This window comes from Pararhodobacter zhoushanensis (genome assembly GCF_025949695.1).
GTDB classification, from domain to species: Bacteria; Pseudomonadota; Alphaproteobacteria; order Rhodobacterales; family Rhodobacteraceae; genus Pararhodobacter; species Pararhodobacter zhoushanensis_A.
In genome coordinates, this window is record NZ_JAPDFL010000001.1 from 2,803,793 (window position 1) to 2,824,469 (window position 20,677).

At 64.9% G+C, this 20,677-nt stretch carries 19 protein-coding genes, 1 tRNA gene, 2 pseudogenes and 1 other annotated feature; of the genes and pseudogenes, 11 read left to right on the forward strand and 11 right to left on the reverse strand.

Features of this window, described 5'->3' with window-relative positions; translation table 11 throughout:
* The first annotated feature begins 11 nt into the window (after nucleotides 1-11).
* Nucleotides 12-266, forward strand: a complete 255-nt coding sequence (locus OKW52_RS14045; protein ID WP_127109818.1) for a DUF2312 domain-containing protein — start codon at nucleotides 12-14, stop codon at nucleotides 264-266.
* Between the two features lie 17 nt (nucleotides 267-283).
* Here the strand turns inward: OKW52_RS14045 and OKW52_RS14050 are convergent, their stop codons facing one another.
* A complete protein-coding gene (locus tag OKW52_RS14050; protein WP_264506276.1) occupies nucleotides 284-1,159 on the reverse strand; it encodes a hypothetical protein in 876 nt (291 codons plus the stop codon).
* 180 nt (nucleotides 1,160-1,339) lie between these two features.
* Between OKW52_RS14050 and OKW52_RS14055 the strand changes: the two genes are divergently transcribed.
* Nucleotides 1,340-1,415: transfer RNA gene (locus OKW52_RS14055), tRNA-Thr, on the forward strand.
* Between the two features lie 95 nt (nucleotides 1,416-1,510).
* Here OKW52_RS14055 and OKW52_RS14060 read toward each other — a convergent pair.
* The 4 genes and pseudogenes from OKW52_RS14060 to OKW52_RS14075 form a co-directional block, all read right to left on the reverse strand.
* Nucleotides 1,511-2,670 (reverse strand): annotated as a pseudogene (locus tag OKW52_RS14060) (IS3 family transposase); the annotation flags it as partial.
* Nucleotides 2,338-2,493: a sequence feature (AL1L pseudoknot), on the reverse strand. It overlaps the preceding pseudogene by 156 nt.
* 156 nt (nucleotides 2,671-2,826) lie before the next feature.
* Nucleotides 2,827-3,045 (reverse strand): annotated as a pseudogene (locus tag OKW52_RS14065) (IS3 family transposase); the annotation flags it as partial.
* Nucleotides 3,046-3,215: 170 nt separating this feature from the next.
* A complete protein-coding gene (locus tag OKW52_RS14070; RefSeq protein WP_264506277.1) occupies nucleotides 3,216-5,012 on the reverse strand; it encodes a methyl-accepting chemotaxis protein in 1,797 nt (598 codons plus the stop codon).
* Nucleotides 5,009-5,578 carry a hypothetical protein gene (locus OKW52_RS14075; protein ID WP_264506278.1) on the reverse strand — a complete coding sequence of 190 codons (570 nt, stop codon included), beginning with the start codon at nucleotides 5,576-5,578 and terminating at the stop codon, nucleotides 5,009-5,011. Before OKW52_RS14075 ends, OKW52_RS14070 begins: the two co-directional genes overlap by 4 nt.
* A gap of 437 nt (nucleotides 5,579-6,015) precedes the next feature.
* Here OKW52_RS14075 and OKW52_RS14080 point away from each other — a divergent pair, with 437 nt between their 5' ends.
* The 8 genes from OKW52_RS14080 (at nucleotide 6,016) to OKW52_RS14115 (ending at nucleotide 14,151) form a co-directional block, all read left to right on the forward strand.
* The gene (locus tag OKW52_RS14080; protein WP_264506279.1) at nucleotides 6,016-7,428 is read left to right on the forward strand and encodes a circularly permuted type 2 ATP-grasp protein; all 1,413 of its coding nucleotides are present in this window, start codon (nucleotides 6,016-6,018) and stop codon (nucleotides 7,426-7,428) included.
* Between the two features lie 16 nt (nucleotides 7,429-7,444).
* Nucleotides 7,445-8,398, forward strand: coding sequence for an alpha-E domain-containing protein (locus OKW52_RS14085; protein WP_264506280.1), 954 nt, complete (start codon nucleotides 7,445-7,447; stop codon nucleotides 8,396-8,398).
* Nucleotides 8,395-9,201 carry a transglutaminase family protein gene (locus OKW52_RS14090; protein ID WP_264506281.1) on the forward strand — a complete coding sequence of 269 codons (807 nt, stop codon included), beginning with the start codon at nucleotides 8,395-8,397 and terminating at the stop codon, nucleotides 9,199-9,201. The genes OKW52_RS14085 and OKW52_RS14090 overlap by 4 nt, the downstream gene beginning before the upstream one ends.
* Nucleotides 9,202-9,261: 60 nt before the next feature.
* Nucleotides 9,262-9,987 carry a peptidase gene (locus OKW52_RS14095; RefSeq protein ID WP_264506282.1) on the forward strand — a complete coding sequence of 242 codons (726 nt, stop codon included), beginning with the start codon at nucleotides 9,262-9,264 and terminating at the stop codon, nucleotides 9,985-9,987.
* Between the two features lie 124 nt (nucleotides 9,988-10,111).
* Entirely contained in the window at nucleotides 10,112-11,530 is a 1,419-nt protein-coding gene (locus OKW52_RS14100; RefSeq protein ID WP_264506283.1) for an aldehyde dehydrogenase family protein, read from the forward strand.
* A gap of 80 nt (nucleotides 11,531-11,610) precedes the next feature.
* Entirely contained in the window at nucleotides 11,611-12,795 is a 1,185-nt protein-coding gene (locus tag OKW52_RS14105; RefSeq protein WP_264506284.1) for a phosphoglycerate kinase, read from the forward strand.
* The gene (locus OKW52_RS14110) at nucleotides 12,795-13,067 is read left to right on the forward strand and encodes a hypothetical protein (RefSeq protein ID WP_264506285.1); all 273 of its coding nucleotides are present in this window, start codon (nucleotides 12,795-12,797) and stop codon (nucleotides 13,065-13,067) included. The genes OKW52_RS14105 and OKW52_RS14110 overlap by 1 nt, the downstream gene beginning before the upstream one ends.
* Before the next feature lie 106 nt (nucleotides 13,068-13,173).
* Nucleotides 13,174-14,151, forward strand: coding sequence for an alpha/beta fold hydrolase (locus OKW52_RS14115; RefSeq protein ID WP_264506286.1), 978 nt, complete (start codon nucleotides 13,174-13,176; stop codon nucleotides 14,149-14,151).
* A gap of 3 nt (nucleotides 14,152-14,154) precedes the next feature.
* Here OKW52_RS14115 and OKW52_RS14120 read toward each other — a convergent pair whose 3' ends face one another.
* The 5 genes from OKW52_RS14120 to moaA form a co-directional block, all read right to left on the reverse strand.
* Nucleotides 14,155-14,928 carry a sulfite exporter TauE/SafE family protein gene (locus OKW52_RS14120; RefSeq protein WP_264506287.1) on the reverse strand — a complete coding sequence of 258 codons (774 nt, stop codon included), beginning with the start codon at nucleotides 14,926-14,928 and terminating at the stop codon, nucleotides 14,155-14,157.
* A 2-nt stretch (nucleotides 14,929-14,930) separates the two neighbouring features.
* Entirely contained in the window at nucleotides 14,931-16,073 is a 1,143-nt protein-coding gene (locus tag OKW52_RS14125) for a metal ABC transporter permease (RefSeq protein WP_264506288.1), read from the reverse strand.
* Complete coding sequence (locus OKW52_RS14130; protein ID WP_264506289.1) at nucleotides 16,066-17,169, reverse strand: metal ABC transporter permease; 1,104 nt, start codon at nucleotides 17,167-17,169, stop codon at nucleotides 16,066-16,068. The genes OKW52_RS14125 and OKW52_RS14130 overlap by 8 nt, the downstream gene beginning before the upstream one ends.
* On the reverse strand, nucleotides 17,162-17,935 hold the full coding sequence (locus OKW52_RS14135) for a metal ABC transporter ATP-binding protein (RefSeq protein WP_264506290.1): 774 nt from the start codon (nucleotides 17,933-17,935) through the stop codon (nucleotides 17,162-17,164). The genes OKW52_RS14130 and OKW52_RS14135 overlap by 8 nt, the downstream gene beginning before the upstream one ends.
* Before the next feature lie 189 nt (nucleotides 17,936-18,124).
* Nucleotides 18,125-19,141 carry a GTP 3',8-cyclase MoaA gene (gene moaA, locus OKW52_RS14140; RefSeq protein WP_264506291.1) on the reverse strand — a complete coding sequence of 339 codons (1,017 nt, stop codon included), beginning with the start codon at nucleotides 19,139-19,141 and terminating at the stop codon, nucleotides 18,125-18,127.
* Between the two features lie 140 nt (nucleotides 19,142-19,281).
* Here moaA and OKW52_RS14145 point away from each other — a divergent pair, with 140 nt between their 5' ends.
* Nucleotides 19,282-19,644, forward strand: coding sequence for a D-galactarate dehydratase (locus tag OKW52_RS14145; protein ID WP_264506292.1), 363 nt, complete (start codon nucleotides 19,282-19,284; stop codon nucleotides 19,642-19,644).
* On the opposite strand, the gene OKW52_RS14150 is transcribed toward OKW52_RS14145, so the two are convergent.
* The gene (locus OKW52_RS14150) at nucleotides 19,632-20,660 is read right to left on the reverse strand and encodes an NAD(P)/FAD-dependent oxidoreductase (protein ID WP_264506293.1); all 1,029 of its coding nucleotides are present in this window, start codon (nucleotides 20,658-20,660) and stop codon (nucleotides 19,632-19,634) included. The two genes, OKW52_RS14145 and OKW52_RS14150, sit on opposite strands and share 13 nt — an antisense overlap.
* Between the last annotated feature and the right edge of the window lie 17 nt (nucleotides 20,661-20,677).

A 20,677-nucleotide genomic window follows, 5' to 3' on the forward strand; every position in this document is an offset into this window, starting at 1 on the left:
AGAGGCAAGACATGAGCAGCTCCGATACCGCCTATGACGTGACCGCCGACGAACTGCGCCAGTTCGTCGAGCGCTACGAACATCTTGAGGCGGAAAAGAAAGACATCACCGAGCAGCAGAAGGAAGTGATGGCCGAGGCCAAGGGCCGTGGCTATGACACCAAGGTGCTGCGCAAGATCATCGCCCTGCGCAAGCGCGAGCCTGACGATATCGCGGAAGAAGAGGCGATTCTGGATCTGTATAAAGCCGCGCTCGGCATGCAGTGAGCTAAGCCGCCGGTGGGTCACGGCTCGAGCAGCGTGACCCCCGGCATCGATCCGATCAGATCGAGGTCATCATCGTATAGCGCGCTCAGCCGGTCGACCGTCTCGACGGTCCAGCCCGGTAGCAGCGCGTCCTGCTCCAGCTCTTCAGGCTTGGCAAAGCGTTCCAGCAACACGCTGAGCATTTTGCGCCGCGCATGGTCATCGGGCGGCGGGTTGGTTTCAAACCAGCGGCGCAGGGCCGCGTGGCCTTTCGGCGTTACCAGATCCCAATACCACGCGAGCCACCCCGCCATCTCGTTCTCTGGCGCATGACCCGAGACGACGCGCAGGACTTCGGGCCAGATGAGCGGCGTATCCTCATAGCTCCACACCGTGATCGGCGCGTCGGGGACGGCTTCGGACAGACGGGCCAGCAGCGATGACCAGCGAAGCGCGCCCGGATCACTGTCCGTGATCTGGGTCAGGATCGACCCCGTCTTGTCGGCCTTGACCATCGCCGGCAGAAAGCTGGCCGGGTTGCGGATCGCCAGAAACAGCTCGATCCGGGCGTCGGGAAACAGGTTGCGCAGCAGCGAGACGCGCTCGGCTGCGGCATGATAGAGCCGACCGTGGCTGACCGCCCATTTCGGCAGGGACAGAAAGCTGTCAGAGGAAAATACCACCCGGCGCACATCGTCGTCGTCCAGAATGCCGTCCAGCAGCATTTCTTGCGTTTCCGCCGTCGTGTCGCGTCCGCGCATCGCAAAGGAAAGCTGCCGCAGTTGCTGGCGGTAGCGCGCCGGACCGGGAATCGCGATACCCTGTTTGCCCAGAACGGCACGGTTGCGCATCAGGCAACGGACCAGATGGTCGTTGTCTGTCTCGTGCACGCCTAGATGCAGGGCAATTTCCATACCAGCGATCTAGCGCGGGGTGCGATCAGGTGGCAAGCCCTGGCGGCATGTGTAGCACGCACAAGGCATTGAGCATGCGGCCTGTTGCCGGGGTTCGTGCTGCGACGGTGACCAAAACCCTTCTCGTGCGCGTCGGAACGCGCTTGAGCGGCGCGCGCAATGACGCTATCACGACGCCACGCCGGTGTAGCTCAGTTGGTAGAGCAACGCTCTTGTAAAGCGAAGGTCGGGGGTTCGAGTCCCTTTACCGGCACCACCCATTCTTCGGGCACTTTGATGTCCCTCAGGACTGGGAACTGAGGCGCGCCTTGCACCGCGCCGGGTGTGCCCGAAACTGATTGCGGTTCGTTGCGCGGCCTTCGGGTCAGTTTCTAGAACTGCCTTGAAATTTACCTCAGTTTCGGCTGGCAGGATGTTCCCGATCGGCTCAAGAAGACGGCGATTGTTGAACCAGTCCACCTCTTTGAGCGTCGCGTATTCCACGGCTTCTAAGCCGCGCCCTGGGCCGCGGCGGTGGTTGACCTCTGCCTTGAACAGGCCATTGATCGTCTCGGCTAGGGCGTTGTCGCACCTGTCGCCGACGCTGCCCTTCGAGGGTTCGATACCGGTTTCCGCCAGGCGCTCGGTGTCGCGCATAGACAGGTATTGCGAGCCCCTGTCGCTGTGGTGAACCAGCCCGATGCCCTTTCCGGGGCGCGATCATGCACCGCCTGTTCCACGGCATCGAGAAGGAACCCCGCATGCGCGGAGCTGCTGACGCGCCAGCCAACGATCCTGCGGGCATACGCATCGATGACGAAGGAGACATAGGTGAAATCCTTCCAGGCGGCGACATACGTGAAATCCGACACCCCCAGCATGTTCGGTGTCGGAACACGGAAATGGCGGTTCACCTTGTCCAGCGGACACGGCGTCTTCTTGTCCGGAATCGTCGTCCGATGCGGCTTGCCCCTGATAATGCCTTGAATACCCATGCTCTTCATTCGCCGTGCCACAGGGCATCGGGCACCATCGAAATCTTCGCGGCCAGGCTGCCGCCAAACCTTCCGGACGCCATGGACTCGCCAGTTCTCTTCGAAGACCCGAAGAATCTACGGGCGCAACGCCTTGTCCCGACGTGACCGATCCGACAGCCGGGACGGATCGGCCCGCTTCGCACGATGATCACAAAAGGGGGACGAGGCGATCGGCCGCATCGAGCCATGGGAACGCCACTGGTCCGCGAGGCCATGGCGAGGGCACAGCGGCTCGACCCCATGCGCATCCCGGTGAGCGTCGATGAAACCCACCATCACTTCGGCCGGCAGTCGAGCTCCGCCATCGCGAAATACGCTGACGCCGCGAAGGATCCCGTTCGCTAAGCGCAACTCGCGGTTCTCGCCTTCCAGCGCCTTCATCGTCTCGACCATCTCGCTGGAGACGCCCGCACGTTTGCCGCTCTCAACCTCGGCCTTCTTGGCCCAATCGTTCAGGGTCTGCGGCGCACAGCCGATCATAGCCGAGATCGACATGACCGCCTGCCACCGAGATCCCTGTTGACCCTCATTATCCAGGACCAGACGCACCCCGCGTTCACGCACTTCCGGGGAGAACTGGTCGCTGACTCGCTCATGAGGCTCCACCTTGCTCAGGAGTTGGAGCCTCCGGCAACCTAGGCGCGGTTCCTATCGCTCAACGTAGACATTCTGGTGCGGTTTCCCGGCATGGATGTGGGTCAGCGCAATGCCCGGCTTCTCGGCCCAGATCATCAGCGTGGAACTGATCTATTCCCGGCCATTGTCCACCCTAATCGCCAGAGGCTTCCCGCGCCACTCGATGATCTGGTTCAGCGACCGGACCACGCGCTTGGCTCGGAGCGAGAAGTCGACCTTGATGCCCAAGCCCTCACATGCGCTGCAGCCCCTTAACCATGGGGAGGATTACGTTTCGGGAGAAAGCGATCCCGTGCCTTCGGGCACTTTGAGTGTCTCTTCGTACTCAAAGTTGCTCCCAGCCAGTTGAGCGTTGCGCAAAGCCCCTGTTTCAGCTGGTCAGGTTTTCAGGTGTCAGCGCCCCTTTATGCGACGGCGCGGCGGGGAACTGGGATCATGCGATCACCGGTGCGCGACCGTGATCCGTTGTCCAGCTGGAACTTGCGCAGGAGATCCGCAAGATCAAGGGATTGCTGGCGCAGCACGTGAATGGCGGCCGTCGTTTCCTGCACCATTGCGGCGTTTTGTTGGGTAACGCTGTCGAGCTGACTGACACCGACATTGATCTCGGTGACGCTATGTGCCTGATCGTCGGCCGCTTGTGCCACAACCGACATCAGACCGGCGATATCATCGACCTCGCTGGCGAACTCGGACAGGACGGCGCCCGACCGGCGGACCAGATCCACCCCGTGATTTACCTGCTCGGTGCTGCCCGTAACCAGTTCCTTGATTTCGCGGGCGGCATCGGACGAGCGCTGGGCAAGCGCGCGCACTTCGGTTGCAACCACGGCAAACCCGCGACCAGACTCGCCGGCGCGCGCCGCCTCAACCCCCGCGTTCAGGGCCAAGAGGTTCGTCTGGAACGAGATGTCGTCAATCAGGGTGATGATCTGCGCGATCTGCGATGATGTTTTTTCCAGCAACGCCATGGCTTCGATGGCCTCGCGCACAATCGGTTCGCTGACCTGCGCCTTTTGCTGTGCTGCGCGGGCTATCTCTTCGGCTTTGCGCGCATTGGTTGCAGTTTCAGTGACGCGCGTGTTGATCTGCTGGATGGCGGCGGCGGTCTGTTCGAGGGTAGCGGCCTGTGTTTCGGTCCGCTGGGACAGGTTGTCGGCCGACCCGGCCATCTCATCTGCGCCTTGGCGCATTTCGCCGACCGAACTGATCACGTTGACAACCGTCTCGTGCAGCGCGGCGACGGTGGCGTTGTAATCCGTGCGCAGCGCTTCGTACTGCGGGTCGAAAGGCGTCATGATACTGTTGGTAAGATCCTGATTGGCGAGCGCCGTAAGCCCGTCACGCAGCGCAGAGACAACACGCATCTGCATCTCGCGGTCGCGTTCGCGCGCGCGTTCTTCCTCATGCGCAATGCGCAATCCTTCGCGCAGATCCCCGATATGGCGGGCGAAGTCGCCGATCTCGTCGCCGCGGCCCAACTCTGGGAGGGGTTGATCGTAGTCGCCGCGTGCGATGTCAGCCAGCGACAGCCCCAAACGCTCCATCGGCCGAGCAATGGTTTGGCGGACGGCGAACACCGAGATCGCCATCATCACGGCCAGAATTGCAGCCGCCGTCGAATAGATCTGCCAGTCGTTGCTATGGGCGCGCGCCAAAGCTTCTTGCGTGGACCAGACCGTGACGACAGCGCCGACGTGATTGTCACGGTTCGATCCGGAATAGATCGGCGTGGCAACTGTCAAAGTCCCGTCATCGCGCAGGTTCATCTGCACCCCGTCGGCGGCAAAGGCAGTTCTGGCGAGTTGATCAAGTTGTGCCTGGGACACAGTGCCCTCGGTCGAGAGAACGTTCCCTTCGGTGTCGGTGACCACGACGACCAGCAGTTCACCGTTTTGCGCCTCACTCATTTCCTCTTCAAACGCTTGAATACTCGCCGTGTCGCCGAAGCGGATCGCGTTGGCGACACCAAAGGCAAAGCTGTTCACACTGGCTTCGGCATTCTGTTGGAGATTGAGCATGCCCAGATGGTTGGTCGTCCGAAAGCCGAACGCAAGGTTCGCGGCGACGACCGTGACGGTCGCCAATGCGATCATCGCCGTAATCTTGATGAAGAGCGAGACACGCAGGTTGCGGACTCCAGCAAGCGAGATTTTAACAGATGAGCGCATTAGGCGACCCCCAGGTTCAGAGATGATCACATCAGAAGTTCAGCATCGACGCCGACGGTCATCGCGCCGACCAGCTCACCGTTTGCGGGATCGACCACGCTGAAAGATATCTGGCCCTGATAGTGACCCGTCGATTCATCAAGCGCGATGTTGCTGAAATGAACGGCGTCTGGGCCGACCTGGAAGGTGGCGGAATATTTTTCCTCATCACCCTGCCAATAGTCCGAGGTGATCGTCGTGACGGCGACATTGAGCCCGATCGCGTCCATCAGAATGACTTCCGTGATCCGATTACGCGACGCTTCGACCTGCTGTCGCAGGAAATCGGCGGTAGCGTTATTGAGCACGGGTTCGACAGTGGGCATGGAGGGAAGGCCCACTTCACTTTGCCAGTTCCGGTCAAGCGCCGCGACCTGATCCGCCGAATAGGTGCTGGTCAGCGCGTTCTGCGCGCGCAGCGCAGCGATGATCACCGGGTCTTGCGTCCAGAGTTGCAGATGCTCCTGATAATACGTGCGCATCGCTTGGTTCAGATCCTGTGCCGCTGCGGGCAGCGCCCAGGTGGCGGCGCAAAGGGCGAGTACGATATGTTTCATGCCGGTAGTTCCTTCCACGCAACGCCCCGCCATCCGGAGCGATTCGCAGCCTAGGACCGAACACTTGCCGAGCCGTTAATTCGCACCATCCTTCTGGGGACACGGCACGATCCTCAGGGCAAGCGCCGCGCATCAGCGCGAGAACAAAGGGGTTAACGGACGAACCGGCACCGCAGCGGAATCGCCCCCGGACACTGGCGCGATTGCCCTTCGGTTCAGCGACAATCGCGAAATTGCGCCGGTCTTTTGCCCTTGGTCAGACGCGCCGCAAGTGCCCACAATACAGGCGGACACTGGTCATTATTCAATCAAAACAAGCTGACTTCGCCTAATTTTCACGCCTTATCCGGCCATTTCGCTTCAGAAATCGCCGCAATGACTAACCATTGCCGCCGACGAAGGATCGTCTAAGGTTATGGGCAAAGGGGACACCGAACATGACAGCCTACTTCAATGAGATGGTGAACCAGGGAACGGTTCGTTTGCCCTATGCGCAGCTGCAAAACTGGGTCGACCAGATGCCGGCAGACCTGCGCAATTTGAAACAAGCCGAGGCCGAGGCGCTGTTTCGACGGATCGGCATCACCTTCGCGGTCTATGGCGAGGGCGGCGATCCCGACCGGTTGATCCCCTTCGACATGTTCCCGCGCGTGTTCAGCGGGCAGGAATGGTCGCGGCTGGAACGCGGCATCAAACAGCGCGCCCGTGCCCTGAACGCCTTTCTGGCGGACGTCTATGACCGGGGCGAAATCGTGCGCGCCGGGCGCATCCCCGCGAAGCTGGTCTATCTGAACGAAGCCTATGAGAAGGCCGTCGCCGGCATCCGTCCGCCCAAGGGGGTTTACAGCCATATCGTCGGCATTGATCTGGTGCGCACGGGGCCAGATGATTTCTTCGTGCTGGAGGACAACTGCCGCACGCCGTCTGGCGTCAGCTATATGCTGGAAAACCGCGAGATCATGATGCGGATGTTCCCTGACCTGTTCGTGGAAAACCGCATTCAGCCGGTCGAGGCCTATCCCGAACTCTTGCGCCGGACGCTGGCCTCGGTCGCGCCGCTGCGCTGCCCGGATGAGCCGAATGTGGTGATCCTGACGCCGGGACATTTCAACTCGGCCTATTACGAGCACAGCTTTCTGGCTGACATGATGGGAGTCGAACTGGTCGAGGGGCAGGATCTGTTCGTCGAGGGCGACTATGTCTGGATGCGCACGACCGAAGGCCCGCGCCGGGTGGATGTGATCTATCGCCGCCTTGATGACGCATATCTGGACCCGCTGTGCTTCAGGCCGGACTCGATGCTGGGCGTGCCCGGACTGATGGATGTCTACCGCTCGGGCGGGGTGGCGATCTGCTCGGCGCCGGGCGCCGGGGTTGCGGATGACAAGGCGGTTTATACCTACGTGCCGGAAATGGTGCGCTTCTACCTCGGCGAGGAGCCGATCTTGCAGAACGTACCGACCTGGCAATGCGCCAAAGAGGACGAGTGCAAATACGTGCTCGAGAACCTTGGCGATCTGGTGGTCAAAGAGGTCCACGGGTCGGGCGGCTATGGCATGCTGGTCGGGCCGAAATCGACCAAGGAACAGATCGAGGTCTTCCGCCACAAGATCATCGACGATCCCGACAACTATATCGCGCAACCGACGCTGGCGCTGTCCACCGTCCCGTCTTTCGTTGAGGAAGGCGTCGCACCAAGGCACGTCGATCTGAGGCCCTATTGTCTGGTCGGTGAACGGATCGAGCTGGTCCCGGGCGGGCTGACCCGCGTGGCGCTGCGCGAAGGCTCGCTGGTGGTCAACTCGTCGCAGGGCGGCGGGGTCAAGGACACCTGGGTGCTGGCGGAATGAGCGGGGGAGTGAACGCATGCTGAGCAGAACCGCTGACAATCTTTTCTGGCTGGCCCGCTACATGGAGCGCGCCGAAACCGCCGCCCGTCTGCTGGAAGTGGGCGCGCGCATCGCGATGCTGCCCAACTCGGAACAAGGGTATCGCAACGAATGGGAAGCGTTGCTGCACGCCGGCGGCACCGCCGACGCCTTCAAGACGAAATACGGCGACCCGGTGCAGCGCAACATCGAGAGCCATCTGTTCTTTGACCACGAGAACCCTTCGTCGGTCGCGTCCTGCATCGTGGCCGCGCGCGAAAACGGCCGCATCGTGCGCACCGCGCTGACCACGCAGGTCTGGGACGCGCTCAACACCGCGTTTCAGGAGCTGCGCCAGATCGAACGCGAGGCGCGCTCGGAACAGTCATTGAGCCGGTTGACCGAATGGACACGCCGCCATTGCGCCCAAGTGCGCGGGGCGATCGAAACGACGCTGCTGCGCAACGATGGCTGGGATTTCCTCAACATCGGCTATTATCTGGAACGGGCGGATTCCACCGCGCGCCTGCTCGACGTGAAGTATTACGTCCTGCTGCCCAGTGTGGGTTTCATCGGCTCGGGTCTGGACAATTACCAGTGGCGCACCCTGTTGCGCGCGATGTCGCTGAACCGCGCCTTCCACTGGGCGTATGGTGGTGAAGTGACCGCCGCCAAGATCGCGCATTTCCTGATCCTGAACCCGCAGACGCCGCGTGGCCTGATCACCTGTGTCGAGGAATTGAACAAGCATCTTGACCGCCTCGCGCGCGCCTACCGGCGCTCGACCCCGGCGCAGACGGCAGCGCGCAACATGCTGGCGCGCATATCCGAGACCAATACCGAAATCATCTTTGACGAGGGACTGCACGAATTCCTGACCCGCTTTATCGGCGAGGCAGGCGATCTGGCACTGAAGGTCCATGAGTCGTATCTGAGCGGGGACACGCGATGAGATTGCTCGTAAACCACGTCACCACCTATCTCTATGACCAGCCGGTCCGCGCCGTCGTGCAAAGCCACCGGCTGCGCCCTACGGTCTGTCTGAACCAGGTCGAGAATGCCTGGAAGGTCGAGGTCAGCGACGGCCTGCGCGGCGGGTGTTTCCGCGACGGTGCGGGCGATGAGATACAGGCCTGGACCGTTCAGGGGCCGGTCGATCAGATCACAGTCACGGTCACCGGCGATATCACCACCACCGACCAGTCCGGCATCCTGCGCGGGCAGCGCGAGATGATCCCGCCGGTCGCGTGGCTGGGCGACACCTTTGCCACCAGCCCGGACTCCGCCCTGCGCGATCTTGCCCGGACAGCCAGCGGCAGCAGCCCGCTGGCCTTGGCGCATGATCTGTCGCGCGTGGTCTCCGAGGCCATCGCCTATACCCCCGGCTCGACCAGCTCCGCGACCACAGCAGCAGAGGCGTTGGCGCTGGGCACGGGCGTGTGTCAGGATCAGGCACATGCGCTGATCACCTGCGCCCGCCTGCGTGACCTGCCAGCGCGCTATGTGTCGGGGTATCTGTTCACCGATGCCAAGGGCGAGAGCCACGAGGCCGCGCATGCCTGGGCCGAGATCTGGGTCGACAGTCTGGGCTGGGTCGGCTTCGATCCGGCCAATGAATGCTGCCCTGATGAACGGTATATCCGGCTGGGCAGCGGCAGTGACGCGGTTATGGCCGCCCCGATCCGGGGCATCGCCCGGGGTCCGGGCACCGAGACAATGGAGATCGCCGTTGCGATTGCGCAAGCGCAGCAGTAAGCACGGCTGACCGCCCCCGGCTGGGGGCGGACTCTCGTCTAGAAGGAACGCGTCGGACACATGACGTATTGCGTCGGATTGCTGCTCAAGGCTGGCATGGTTCTGCTGTCGGACACGCGCACCAACGCGGGGCTCGACAATATCGCGACCTACCGCAAGATGTTCGTGTTCGAAGAACCGGGCGAGCGCTGCATCACCGTGTTGACCGCTGGAAGCCTGTCGGTCACGCAAACCACCATCGCCCGTCTGCGCGAAGCGATCGAGCATCCCGATACCGCCGAGGATGCCTCGATCATGGCCGCGCATACGATGCTGGACGTGGCCGAGATCGTTGGCGCGACGCTGGCCTCGGTCCGGCACGACATCAATTCCAAGATGGAAATGAGCAAGGTCTCGACCGCCGCGTCGATGATCCTGGCCGGGCAGCGCAAGGGCGGCGCGATGCGCATGTTCCTGATCTATCCCGAGGGCAATTTCATCGAAGCGACCGAAGACACGCCCTATCTGCAGATCGGCGAGCATAAATACGGCAAGCCGATTCTGGACCGCGTCGTGACCCCCGACACCACGCTGGAAGACGCCCGCAAGGCGGTGCTGTTGTCGATGGATTCGACTCTGCGCTCGAACCTGTCGGTTGGCATGCCGCTCGACTTCGCCGTGATCGCCAAGGACGCGTGCCGGATCAGCGACCAGCAGCGGATCGAGCCGAATGACGAGGATTTCCGCGCCATGTCGCAGGCATGGTCCAACGCGCTGCGCGACGGGTTCCTCAAGATCACGATCTGAGGCCAGCCTGCCAGACGCTCAATCCGTGTGCGGGGGCGCTCCTGACCTCTGCCGTGTCGGAGATGGCATTGCCCTGCCCCATCTGCCCCGCCTAGGATGCTGAAAACCGATCAGCGAGGGCGCCATGCAGACCGAGCGTTTCTATATCAACGGCGAGTGGATGGTCCCCTTGGGCACGGGCCGCCTGCCGATCGAAAACCCGGCCACTGAAGAGATCCTTGGACAGTTGGCGCTTGGCTCGACTGCCGATGCTGACGCCGCCGTCGCTGCCGCCCGCGCCGCCTTCCCCGCCTGGACCGTCACCCCTGTTGCCGAGCGGATCGCCACCGTTGCGCGCCTGCTTGCCACCTATAACGCGCGCTACGAAGAGATCGCGCTGGCCATGTCGCTGGAAATGGGCGCGCCGATCACCTGGGCGCGCGAGGCGCAGGCCTGGGCAGGTCAGGTCCATCTGGAAAGCACGCTCAAAGCCGCCGAAAGTTTTCCGTGGGAAGAAATGCGCGGCAGCACGCGGATCGTGCACGAAGGGATTGGCGTCTGCGCGCTGATCACCCCGTGGAACTGGCCGATGAACCAGATCGTGTGCAAGGTCGCGCCCGCGCTGATCGCCGGGTGTACGATGGTGCTGAAACCCTCGGAAATCGCGCCGCTGTCCGCGCTGCTGTTCGCCGAACTATGCCACGAGGCAGGCGTTCCCACTGGCGTTTTCAACCTGATCAACGGCTTGGGCACCGATGTTGGCGCGCATCTGTCAGCGCACCCGGATGTCGATATGGTCAGCTTCACCGGCTCGACCCGCGCGGGAACTGCCGTTGCCGCAGCGGCCGCGCCCACCGTCAAACGCGTGGCGCAAGAGCTGGGCGGCAAATCCCCCAACATCATTCTGCCGCATGACAATTTCGACGCCGCCGTGAAAGCCGGGGCCGAGGCCGTCTTTGCCAACACCGGCCAAAGCTGCGACGCGCCGACCCGAATGCTGGTCCCGCGCGCGCTGCACGACCGCGCCGCCGCCATGGCGGCTGAGGCCGCTGCCGAGGTCATCACCGGTAATCCGGGCGACGAGGCCACCACCATGGGCCCGCTGGTCTCGCAGCAGCACTGGGACAAGGTGCAGCGGCTCATTCAGGCGGGCATCGACGAGGGCGCGCAGCTCGCCGCGGGCGGAACGGGCCGCCCGGAAACCCTGAACCGCGGCTGGTTCGTGCGCCCCACGGTCTTTGCGGGCGTCACCAATGACATGACCATCGCGCAAGAGGAAATCTTCGGCCCGGTGCTGTCGATCCTGCCCTATGACGACATTGACCATGCCGTGACCATGGCCAATGACACGCCTTATGGCCTTGCTGCCTATATCTCGGGCCCGCAGGAACCCGCGCGTGGACTGGCGCGTTTGCTCAGGGCTGGCACCGTGAACCTCAACGGGCCTGACTGGGACACTTTTGCCCCCTTTGGCGGATACAAACAGTCGGGCAATGGCCGCGAATACGCCGATTGGGGTATCCGCGACTTTTGTGAGGTGAAGGGTATCGTCGGCTGGGAATGACCCTGTCGGTGCCTCTGCCTGCGGTTGACGATACCGCGCGGCACGGGCATCACTCAGGCGTACAGGCAAAGGAGCAGATCATGGGCTGGAAAACCCTCGACTCACTGAATTTCGCGGGAAAAACCGCGCTGGTGCGCGTCGACATCAACGTGCCGTTCGAGAACGGCGAGGTCAGCGACTTTACCCGCATCGACGCCGTTCTGCCGACCATCCGCGATCTGAGCGAGGCAGGCGCGAAAGTGGTGCTGATGGCGCATTTTGGCCGCCCGAAAGGACAGGTCGTGCCTGAGATGTCGCTGGAAGCCGTCCGCCCCGCTTTGAGCGCGCGACTGGGCAAGCCGGTAAGTTTTGCCAGCGATTGCATCGGAAAACCGGCCAAGGACGCCATTCTGGCGCTGCAGCCGGGCGATGTTTTGCTGCTTGAGAACACCCGCTTCCACGCAGGCGAGGAAAAGAACGACCCGATGATGGCCGCTTCGCTCGCCGCGCTGGGCGACGTCTATGTCAACGACGCCTTTTCCGCCGCGCACCGCGCGCATGCCTCGACCGAAGGCATCGCCAAACTGCTGCCCGCCTTCGCCGGTCGGCTGATGGCGGCTGAACTGAAAGCGCTCGATGCCGCGCTCGGCAATCCGCAACGTCCGGTTGTGGCGGTCGTTGGTGGGGCCAAGGTTTCGACCAAGCTGGAACTGCTGGGCAATCTGGTCAGCAAGGTCGACTATCTGGTGATCGGCGGCGGGATGGCAAACACCTTCCTTGCCGCGCAGGGTCATCCGGTCGGAAGATCGCTGTGCGAACATGATCTGGCCGACACCGCGCGCGAGATCCTTGAGAAAGCCGACGTGGTCGGTTGCCGCATCGTGCTGCCCGTCGATCTGGTCGTCGCGCGCGAATTCAGGGCGAATGCGCCGCATGAGGTCGTCACCCAGTGCCCCGATGACGCGATGATCCTTGACGCCGGTCCCGCCAGTGTCGCGGCCTTGGCCGATATCTTTGCCGACGCGCATACGCTGATCTGGAACGGCCCGCTCGGTGCGTTCGAGATGGAACCCTTTGATGCCGCCACCAACGCCGCCGCGCGCACGGCGGCGGATCTGACCAAGGCGGGCAAGCTCGTATCGGTCGCCGGCGGCGGCGATACAGTGGCCGCGCTGAACCGCGCCGGGGCGGCGGACGACTTCACCTATATCTCAACCGCTGGCGGTGCCTTCCTTGAATGGATGGAAGGCAAAGAACTGCCCGGCGTCAAAGCTCTGGAGGACTGATGGAAAACCGGGATCCCGACGACCCCAAAGGCCTGATCCGTGAAGCCTATAAGATCGACGGGATCTCGGACGGTGAATGCCGGTCGATTCTTGTCGACTGGGCGCTCAGCCTGCCGCCCGAGGCCGACCAGCCTGCGGTCGCGGCGCGTCTGAGCGGGCGGCCTGGCTACCCGGTCGACCACCCGATGAGCATCCTGCTTGCTGCGGCGGCAACGCCCGGTGCGGGCGGCACGGGCAGGCGCGGCGGGCGCGCGGGGCGTCTTGCCTCCTGACAGTGCCGCTCTCAGACTGGAAGCGGGGCGGCCCTGCGCTAAGTGAAACTCGCGGGGCCGATCCTCGTATCAGTCCCGTAGCCCACCGCCAATGTCGAGTTCCTGCATGCCCTTTCCTGCCTCCGTTACGACCGTCACCACGCTTGTCGCCGTCATAGCCCTTGCTGGCTGCGCCGCGCTGGTCGACAACCGCGCCGACCGGCGTGAAAGCGAGTGGATGCAGGAATTCCCGCCGCTGGGCCAGTTTGTCGAGGTTGAGGGGCACCGCATCCATATCCTCGTCACCGGGCGTGCCCGGGGCACGGCGCCGGATCTGGTGCTGATCCACGGTGCGAACGGCAATTTGCGCGATTTCACCTTTGATCTGGTCGCGCTGCTGGAAGATGACTATCGCATCATCGCGGTGGACCGTCCCGGCCTTGGCTGGTCCGACAGTTGGGGGGACGCGGACAGCGACCCGCGCCTTCAGGCCCGCGTGCTGCACGAAGCAGTCGAGCAAATCGGCGTGCGGCGCCCCCTAGTGCTGGGCCATTCCTATGGCGGCGCTGTCGCACTGGCCTGGGCGCTGCAAAATCAGCGCGACACCGCCGGGCTGGTGCTGGTTGCCGCCGCGAGTGAGCCGTGGGAGGGCGGGCTGAGCTTTTGGTACGGGCTGAACGAGACACCGCTTGGCACCCCTGCCCGCGCCATTGTCACCGCATTCGCCACCGAAAGCGCGATCAACGCGGCGCTGGACAAGGTGTTCGAGCCGGACTCCGTCCCTGCCGGGTACAGTGAAGAATTCGGCGTGGGCCTGTCCCTGCGCCGTGAATCGCAGGAAAACAACAACCGTCAGGTCAACGCCTTGCGCGACTATATCGTGCAGATGCAGCCCGACTACCCCTCGCTTACCCTGCCGATCGAGATGCTGCACGGCGATGCCGACACCATCGTCGGCCTCGACATCCACAGCCGCCGTTTTGTCGGCGAGGTCGCCAGCGCCAACCTGACCGTCATCCCCGGCGCAGGCCACATGCTGCACCACACACACCCGCAGGCGGTGATCGACGCCATCAACCGGGTCCGGCGGCGCTCGGGGCGCTGAGGCTCAGCCGCCCAGCAACCCCGCCAGCCCCTCATAAACCAGCTTGATGCCGACCAGCGTGATCATCACATAGGTGAAGGGGTAAAACACTTCCGGCCGCATCCGTTTGATGATCGCCGCGCCGATGCGCACGGTGACCACCGCCAGCGGCAGCATGATCAGCGCCGACCACAGCACGCGCGTCTCAAAAAAGCCCAAAGCGGCATAGGGAACCACCTTGACCGCGTTAAGCACGGCGAAAAAGATCACCGAGGTGCCGGTGTACACCTTGGGGTCCAGCTTTTTGGGCAGCACCTGCACCTGAAACGGCGGCCCCCCGGCATGGGCCACGAACGAGGTAAACCCGGCAACCGTTCCCCACAGCCAGCCGGTGGCTGCCCGGTAGCTTGGCGCGCCGCCGATGAACCGGCCAAACACCGCGCGCGCGACAAAAGCCAGCGCCACGCTGCCCACCAGCAGCCGGACCATCGCATCCGATGTCACCGCCGCCAACGCCCAGGCCGCGCCCACCCCGATCAGCGAGGCCGGGATCATCACCTTGAGCACGCTCCAGTCACGCCAGCCGCGCCATGTCCACAGGCTGACCGCATCCATCATGATCAGGATCGGCAACAAGACCGCCGCCGCCAGAACCGGCGGCATCACCAGCGACATGATCGGCACACCCGCCAGCGCGAAGGCCCCGCCCAGCCCGCCTTTGGACAGGCCCACCAACCCCACGGCCAGCAAGGTTACCCACAGCATCGTCGGCGTTGCAAAAATCGTCCAGTCCGCCACGCTCAGCGCTCCTCGGTCAGGGCCCGCCGGCGATCGTGGCGCTGCGCCTCGGCGCGGGCCAGGGCGCGACCGGCCTCGGTCAGCGACAGGCGCGCGCCGTCGCGGCGGATCACCCCGCGCTCCAGCGCCGTTACCAGCACCGTTTGCGCCTGATCAGGCGACCAGCGCAAGTGCCCAACCAGCGCTTCGGGCGTGCATTCCTCGGCCGCGCGCGCGGTGCCTTCATGCGCGGCCAGATGGGCGAGCAGCACGGCGACCAGCGATTCCTCACGGATTGCCCGTCGCCGGATCAGCGCTGCCACCATGCCCGACCGGGGCGAGGCCACCAGCGCCAGCGCCAGCCCCAATCCCGTCGCCACCGCCATCGAGCCACCCAGCGACACGTCCCAATGCACCGCCCCGACATAGCCGATGCCCACAGCGACCACCCCGCTGAGCACCGCCAATCCCATCATCCCGCCGGTTGAGGCCGCGACCAGCCGTCCGGTCACAGCGGGGACGATCAGGAAGGCCAGAAACAGCACCACGCCGACCGCGTCGAACGAGGCCACTGCCGTCGCCGCCGTCAGCGCCAGCAACCCCAGCCCCAGCAGTGCAGGCCTGAACCCCAGGGCCTGCGCCAGCCCTGGATCGAAAGCCGCCAGTTTCAGCTCTTTCCAGAACAACCCGACGAACAGCAGGTTCACCAGCCCCACGGCTGCCAGCGTCACCCCGGCCACCGGCCAGTCCACGCCCAGCAGCGTCACCGTATCGAGCCAGACAAAGCCGATCTCGCCCAACAGCACGGTGTCGGGGTCCAGATGCAGGTTGCGCGCGTTCAGGTTGATCAGCAGCACGCCCAAGGCGAACATGGCCGGAAACACGATCCCGGTCGCGGCGTCATGGCCCAGCAGCCGGCTGCGCGCCAACAGTTGCGCACCAAACACCGCCGCCACCCCGGCCAAAACCGCGCCGCCCACGGCCAGCGGGCCCGAGCGTGCGCCGGTCAGCATCCAGGCCAGCACGATGCCCAGCACGATGGCATGGCTGATCGCATCGCCCGCCATCGCCTCGCCCCGCAGCACCAGAAACGTGCCCAGCAGCGCACCCGACACCGCCACCAGCGCCCCGGTGCCGAGGATCATCAGCGCCACGGAATCAAGCATGCTGGCCGCCTTCTTCGACACGCAGGCGCCCGGCCTCGGTCAGCTCCCAGCGCCGCGCCGCAGCCTCGGGGGCCAGACGCGCCGCCGGCCGGATCAACCCGTCGCGATAGAGCCGCGCCAGCGCAGGCCCGGCGTCGGTGCCCAGATAGGCCTGCAACATCGCCTCGTCGCTGGCATAATCGGGCGTGGCGTGATCGCCCTCCAACCCGCGCAGCGCCGCCAGCACCTGCCGCCCGCGCAAGGCCTGCCGCGCCGCGCCCTGCCGCCGCCACCGTGCCACGAGGCCCCGCTCAGGCGCCAGCAGCAGCGACAGCGCGGTCAGCGCCACGGCAGCCAGCACCATCACCGGCCCCGTCGCCACACCCTGCCCCATGGCCGAGATCACCGCCCCGCCGCTCCCGGCCAGCGCGCCGATCAGCGCCGCCAGCCAGACCATCGGTGCCAGCCCCCGCACCCATTGGCGCGCCGCCACGGCTGGCGCAATAAGCAACGCCACCATCAGCACAACGCCCGCCAGCGACAGGCCCAGCACGATGGTCACGGCGGTCAGCAGGGTCAGCAGCACCTCCAGCCGTTCCACCGGCAGGCCCTGTGCCCGCGCGGCCTCGCGGTCAAAGGCAACCAGTTGAAATTCCTTCCACAGCAGCACCAGAACCAGCAGAACCGTCCCGCCCACCACCGCCATCGGCAGCAGATCCGCCCGCAGGACCGACGCCGCCTGCCCGAACAAGAACATCGTCAGCCCTGCCGACCCGCCCTGCGACTGTGCCACGGTCAGCAGGACCACCCCCAGCGCAAAGAACAGGCTCAGCACGCTGCCCAAGGCGGCGTCCGACTTCACCCCGGCCCCGCGCCTGAGCAATTGCACCGACAGCCCGGCCAGCGCGCCCGACACCAGCGCCCCGGCCAGAATCGGCACGAACCCCCGCTCGCCCGAGATCAGGAACCCGGCAACCACGCCCGGCAGGGACGCATGCGCGATCACATCCCCCAGCAGGCTCTGCCCGCGCAGCACAAGGAAGGTGCCCAGCACCCCGGCCAAAGCGCCGATCATCGCGGCTGCCAGCGCAACGGTGATCAGCGTCGGGCTAAGCATCCGGGCTCTCCGTGGTGCGCAAGGTGCCGATTAGCGCCAGTTGCCCGCCATAGGCCGCGCGCAGATTGGCCTCGGTATAGACCTCGGCCACCGGGCCTTGCGCGATGATCCGCTGGTTCAGCATCACCAGCCAGTCGAAATACCGCGCAACGGTCTGCAAGTCGTGATGCACCACCACCACCGTGTGCCCGGCATCGCGCTGCGCCTTGAGCAGCGCAACAATCGCCGCCTCGGTCACCGCGTCCACCCCCGCCATCGGCTCGTCCAGAAACAGCAGATCTGCCTCCTGGATCAGGGCCCGCGCGATGAAAACCCGCTGCTGCTGCCCGCCCGACAACTGGCTGATCGGCCGGGCGGCGTAGTCCTGCATGCCGACCTGTTCCAGCGCCGCCATCGCCTTGGCCTTCTCGGCCCGCCCCGGTCGGCGCAGCCAACCGAGCTGACCGTACAGCCCCATCAGCACCACATCGCGCACAGTGGCGGGGAAATCCCAGTCTACCGACTGGCGCTGCGGCACATAGGCAATCCGCCGCCGCGCCTTGGCCACCGGCAGCCCGAAGATCCGCACATGCCCCGCCACCGGCGGCACCAGCCCCAGCACCGCCTTGATCAGCGTCGATTTGCCCGCCCCGTTGGGTCCGACAATCGCCGCCATCACGCCGGGCGGAATATCCAGATCGATATCCCACAGCACCGGCCGCTCGCGGTAGCTGACGGTCAGATCCTCGACATGGCAGGCAATATGGGGTTCGTGCAGATCGGTCATGCGCGCTCCGGGTTCGGCGCGAGGCTAGTCAAGCGCTTGCCGGAAGGAAAGCGGCTAAAGCGCGCGCCTGTCATCTGTCTGAAAATATCCTGGGGGGTGAATTTGCGCAGCAAAGAGGGGGGCAACGCCCCCTTCCCGGTCGCCCGACGGCGTGGCGCTGCAAGCGCTAAAGCCCAAGGGCGAAACCCCTCACCCGCCGGTATGGCTCATGTGGCGGCTCATCTGCCCAACGACGCCCTGACGCGAGTAGTCAAAGTCATGCCCTTTGGGCTTGCGCGCAATCGCGGCGCGGATCGCGCCCTCGATCACCGCCGGATCCTCCGAGGCCCGCAACGGCGCGCGCAGATCGGCCATGTCTTCCTGCCCCAGGCACATGTACAGCTCGCCCGTGCAGGTCAGCCGCACCCGGTTGCAGCTTTCGCAGAAATTATGCGTCAGCGGCGTGATGAAGCCGATCTTCTGCCCCGTCTCTTCCAGCCGCACATAGCGCGCCGGTCCCCCGGTGCGCTCGGCCAGATCGGTCAGGGTGAAGCGCTCGGCCAGCCGCGCGCGCAGATCCTTGAGCGGCCAGTATTGATCGAGCCGGGTTTCCTCGCTCATGTCGCCCATCGGCATGACCTCGATAAAGGTCAGATCGTGCCCTTCGGTCGCGCACCAGTCGACGATCGAGAAAAGCTCGCTCTCGTTGAAGCCCTTCAGCGCCACGACGTTGATCTTCACCCGCAATCCCGCCGCGCGCGCCGCGTCGATCCCGGTCAGCACTTGCGGCAACCGGCCCCAGCGGGTGATCTGCGCGAATTTCGCGTCATCCAGCGTATCGAGCGACACATTCACCCGCCGCACCCCGACATCCGCCAAAGGCTGCGCAAATTTCGCCAGTTGCGAGCCGTTGGTGGTCAGCGTCAGTTCTTTCAGCGCACCGCTTTCCAGATGCCGCGCCATGCCCTCGAAGAAGGTCATGATCCCCTTGCGCACCAAAGGCTCACCGCCCGTGATGCGCAGTTTCTCGACCCCCATGCCGACAAAAGCGGTGCACAGCCGGTCCAGTTCTTCCAGCGTCAGCAGCTCTTTCTTGGGTAGAAAGGTCATGTGTTCCGCCATGCAATAGGTGCAGCGGAAATCGCAGCGGTCGGTGACCGAGACGCGCAAATACTGGATGGCGCGGGCGAAGGGGTCGATGAGGGGGGCTGGCTGTCCATGCGGCAAAGCTAGTGCGCGTCTGCGTGACTGGCAAGGGACGCGCCTTGCCGCAGGCCCCTGTCAGCGCTACTCTTTACCCCATGCGTACCTTGCCCCTGATCCTGTTACTCTCCGCCTGCTCTCTGGCCCGTCCAGACAGCGCAGCCATGCCTGATGTCATGGTCACCGAAGCCCCCGGCGATGAGGTCTTGCGCCCTCAGATGCGCCCCGGCGCAGGCATGACGGATGCCACGGTGGTCGAGGCTCCGGCCCCTGCCGCCGACGGCTTTCTGGGTGAAACCCTTGCCGGCCTCGGCGTAGCCGGCGGTCAGGGCCTTTGGGTCCAGACCGGGCTTGTTGCCAGCGCGCGCGCCGGTCGCGTCGTGGCCACGTCTGGCGCAACGGCAGAGGTCGAGCTGCGCCCCAGCGGGGCCGCCGCCTCGTCGGGCAGCCAGATCTCGCTTCAGGCCATGCAACGTCTGGGTCTGCCGCTCGGCACTTTGGCGACGCTGCGGGTCTACGTCAACTGAACCAACCGGTCCGGCGCGTAGGGATCCAACAGCGGATCGCGCGCGCCGGTCAGCATTTCCGTCGCCAGCATCGCGCCAATCGCCGGGGCCAGCGTCACGCCTGAGTGGCTGAGGGCCAGCCACAACCCCGGCATTGCCAACGCCCCGACCGCAGGCCGCCCGTCTCCGGGTGTGGGGCGTCCGGCAAGGGTAACGTGGTTGAAGACCAGCGTCGGCCCGTGCAGACGCTGCGAGGCCAGCGCCAGCAACGCCCGCCCCTTCTCCTCGGGGTCCATCCCGGGATCGGTGCCGCCGTAATCCTCGCCCAGCACAATCCGGCCTTCATCGGTCTGGCGGATGTGCATGTCGGGCATCATCACCAAGCCGTTGAGCCGGCGCGCGACCGGGCGCGACCATGCCAGCATCCCCAAAGGTGCGTGCATCGACAGCGCCATCCCGAGCGGCGCCAGCAGCGCGGCGCTGGCCGCACCCGCCGCCAGAACCACCGCGTCGAAACTCCGCACGGCCCCGGCCACCCGCAGCGCCGCACGCCCCTTGGCCTCTACCAACGTGACCTCGGACCGCACAACCTCCAAACCCCGGCGCAACGCAGCGGCAGCGGCGACGGGCTCGGCCATCCCCTCGCCCGCCGCATGCACCGCCAGCGCGGGCGGGTGGCGCAAGGCTGGCTCCAGCCCCTGCGCCTCGGCGGCCCCGACCAGACGCAGCGGATAGTTCTCGGCCTCAGCCACATAGGCGCGCAACTCGGCCTCGGGCGCGTCCCACATCAGACCGCCGCAAGCCTGAAAACCGGTGCCTGGCGCGGCCGCGGCCAATCCCGGCCACGCGGCCATCGAAGCCACACGCAACCGGCGATAGGCCGGATCATTGCCCAGACTGGCGTTAATCCAAGCAAACGAGCCCTCGGTCGCACCGGGCGCTGCCGCGTGGAATACCGTCACCCGCGCGCCCCCCTGCGCCAGATGCCAGCCCACCGACGCGCCCAGAATACCGCCGCCGATCACCGCGATTCGCATGACAACCGTCCGTTACC

Bases quoted from the DNA above. Each gene is read 5' to 3' on its own strand.
- OKW52_RS14150 (WP_264506293.1), bottom strand. From the start codon at position 20,660: ATGCGAATCGCGGTGATCGGCGGCGGTATTCTGGGCGCGTCGGTGGGC.
- OKW52_RS14130 (WP_264506289.1), bottom strand. From the start codon at position 17,169: ATGCTTAGCCCGACGCTGATCACCGTTGCGCTGGCAGCCGCGATGATC.
- OKW52_RS14050 (WP_264506276.1), bottom strand. From the start codon at position 1,159: ATGGAAATTGCCCTGCATCTAGGCGTGCACGAGACAGACAACGACCAT.
- OKW52_RS14100 (WP_264506283.1), top strand. From the start codon at position 10,112: ATGCAGACCGAGCGTTTCTATATCAACGGCGAGTGGATGGTCCCCTTG.
- OKW52_RS14085 (WP_264506280.1), top strand. From the start codon at position 7,445: ATGCTGAGCAGAACCGCTGACAATCTTTTCTGGCTGGCCCGCTACATG.
- OKW52_RS14115 (WP_264506286.1), top strand. From the start codon at position 13,174: ATGCCCTTTCCTGCCTCCGTTACGACCGTCACCACGCTTGTCGCCGTC.
- OKW52_RS14045 (WP_127109818.1), top strand. From the start codon at position 12: ATGAGCAGCTCCGATACCGCCTATGACGTGACCGCCGACGAACTGCGC.
- OKW52_RS14080 (WP_264506279.1), top strand. From the start codon at position 6,016: ATGACAGCCTACTTCAATGAGATGGTGAACCAGGGAACGGTTCGTTTG.
- OKW52_RS14110 (WP_264506285.1), top strand. From the start codon at position 12,795: ATGGAAAACCGGGATCCCGACGACCCCAAAGGCCTGATCCGTGAAGCC.
- OKW52_RS14105 (WP_264506284.1), top strand. From the start codon at position 11,611: ATGGGCTGGAAAACCCTCGACTCACTGAATTTCGCGGGAAAAACCGCG.
- OKW52_RS14125 (WP_264506288.1), bottom strand. From the start codon at position 16,073: ATGCTTGATTCCGTGGCGCTGATGATCCTCGGCACCGGGGCGCTGGTG.
- OKW52_RS14090 (WP_264506281.1), top strand. From the start codon at position 8,395: ATGAGATTGCTCGTAAACCACGTCACCACCTATCTCTATGACCAGCCG.
- OKW52_RS14145 (WP_264506292.1), top strand. From the start codon at position 19,282: ATGCCTGATGTCATGGTCACCGAAGCCCCCGGCGATGAGGTCTTGCGC.
- OKW52_RS14135 (WP_264506290.1), bottom strand. From the start codon at position 17,935: ATGACCGATCTGCACGAACCCCATATTGCCTGCCATGTCGAGGATCTG.
- OKW52_RS14075 (WP_264506278.1), bottom strand. From the start codon at position 5,578: ATGAAACATATCGTACTCGCCCTTTGCGCCGCCACCTGGGCGCTGCCC.
- OKW52_RS14095 (WP_264506282.1), top strand. From the start codon at position 9,262: ATGACGTATTGCGTCGGATTGCTGCTCAAGGCTGGCATGGTTCTGCTG.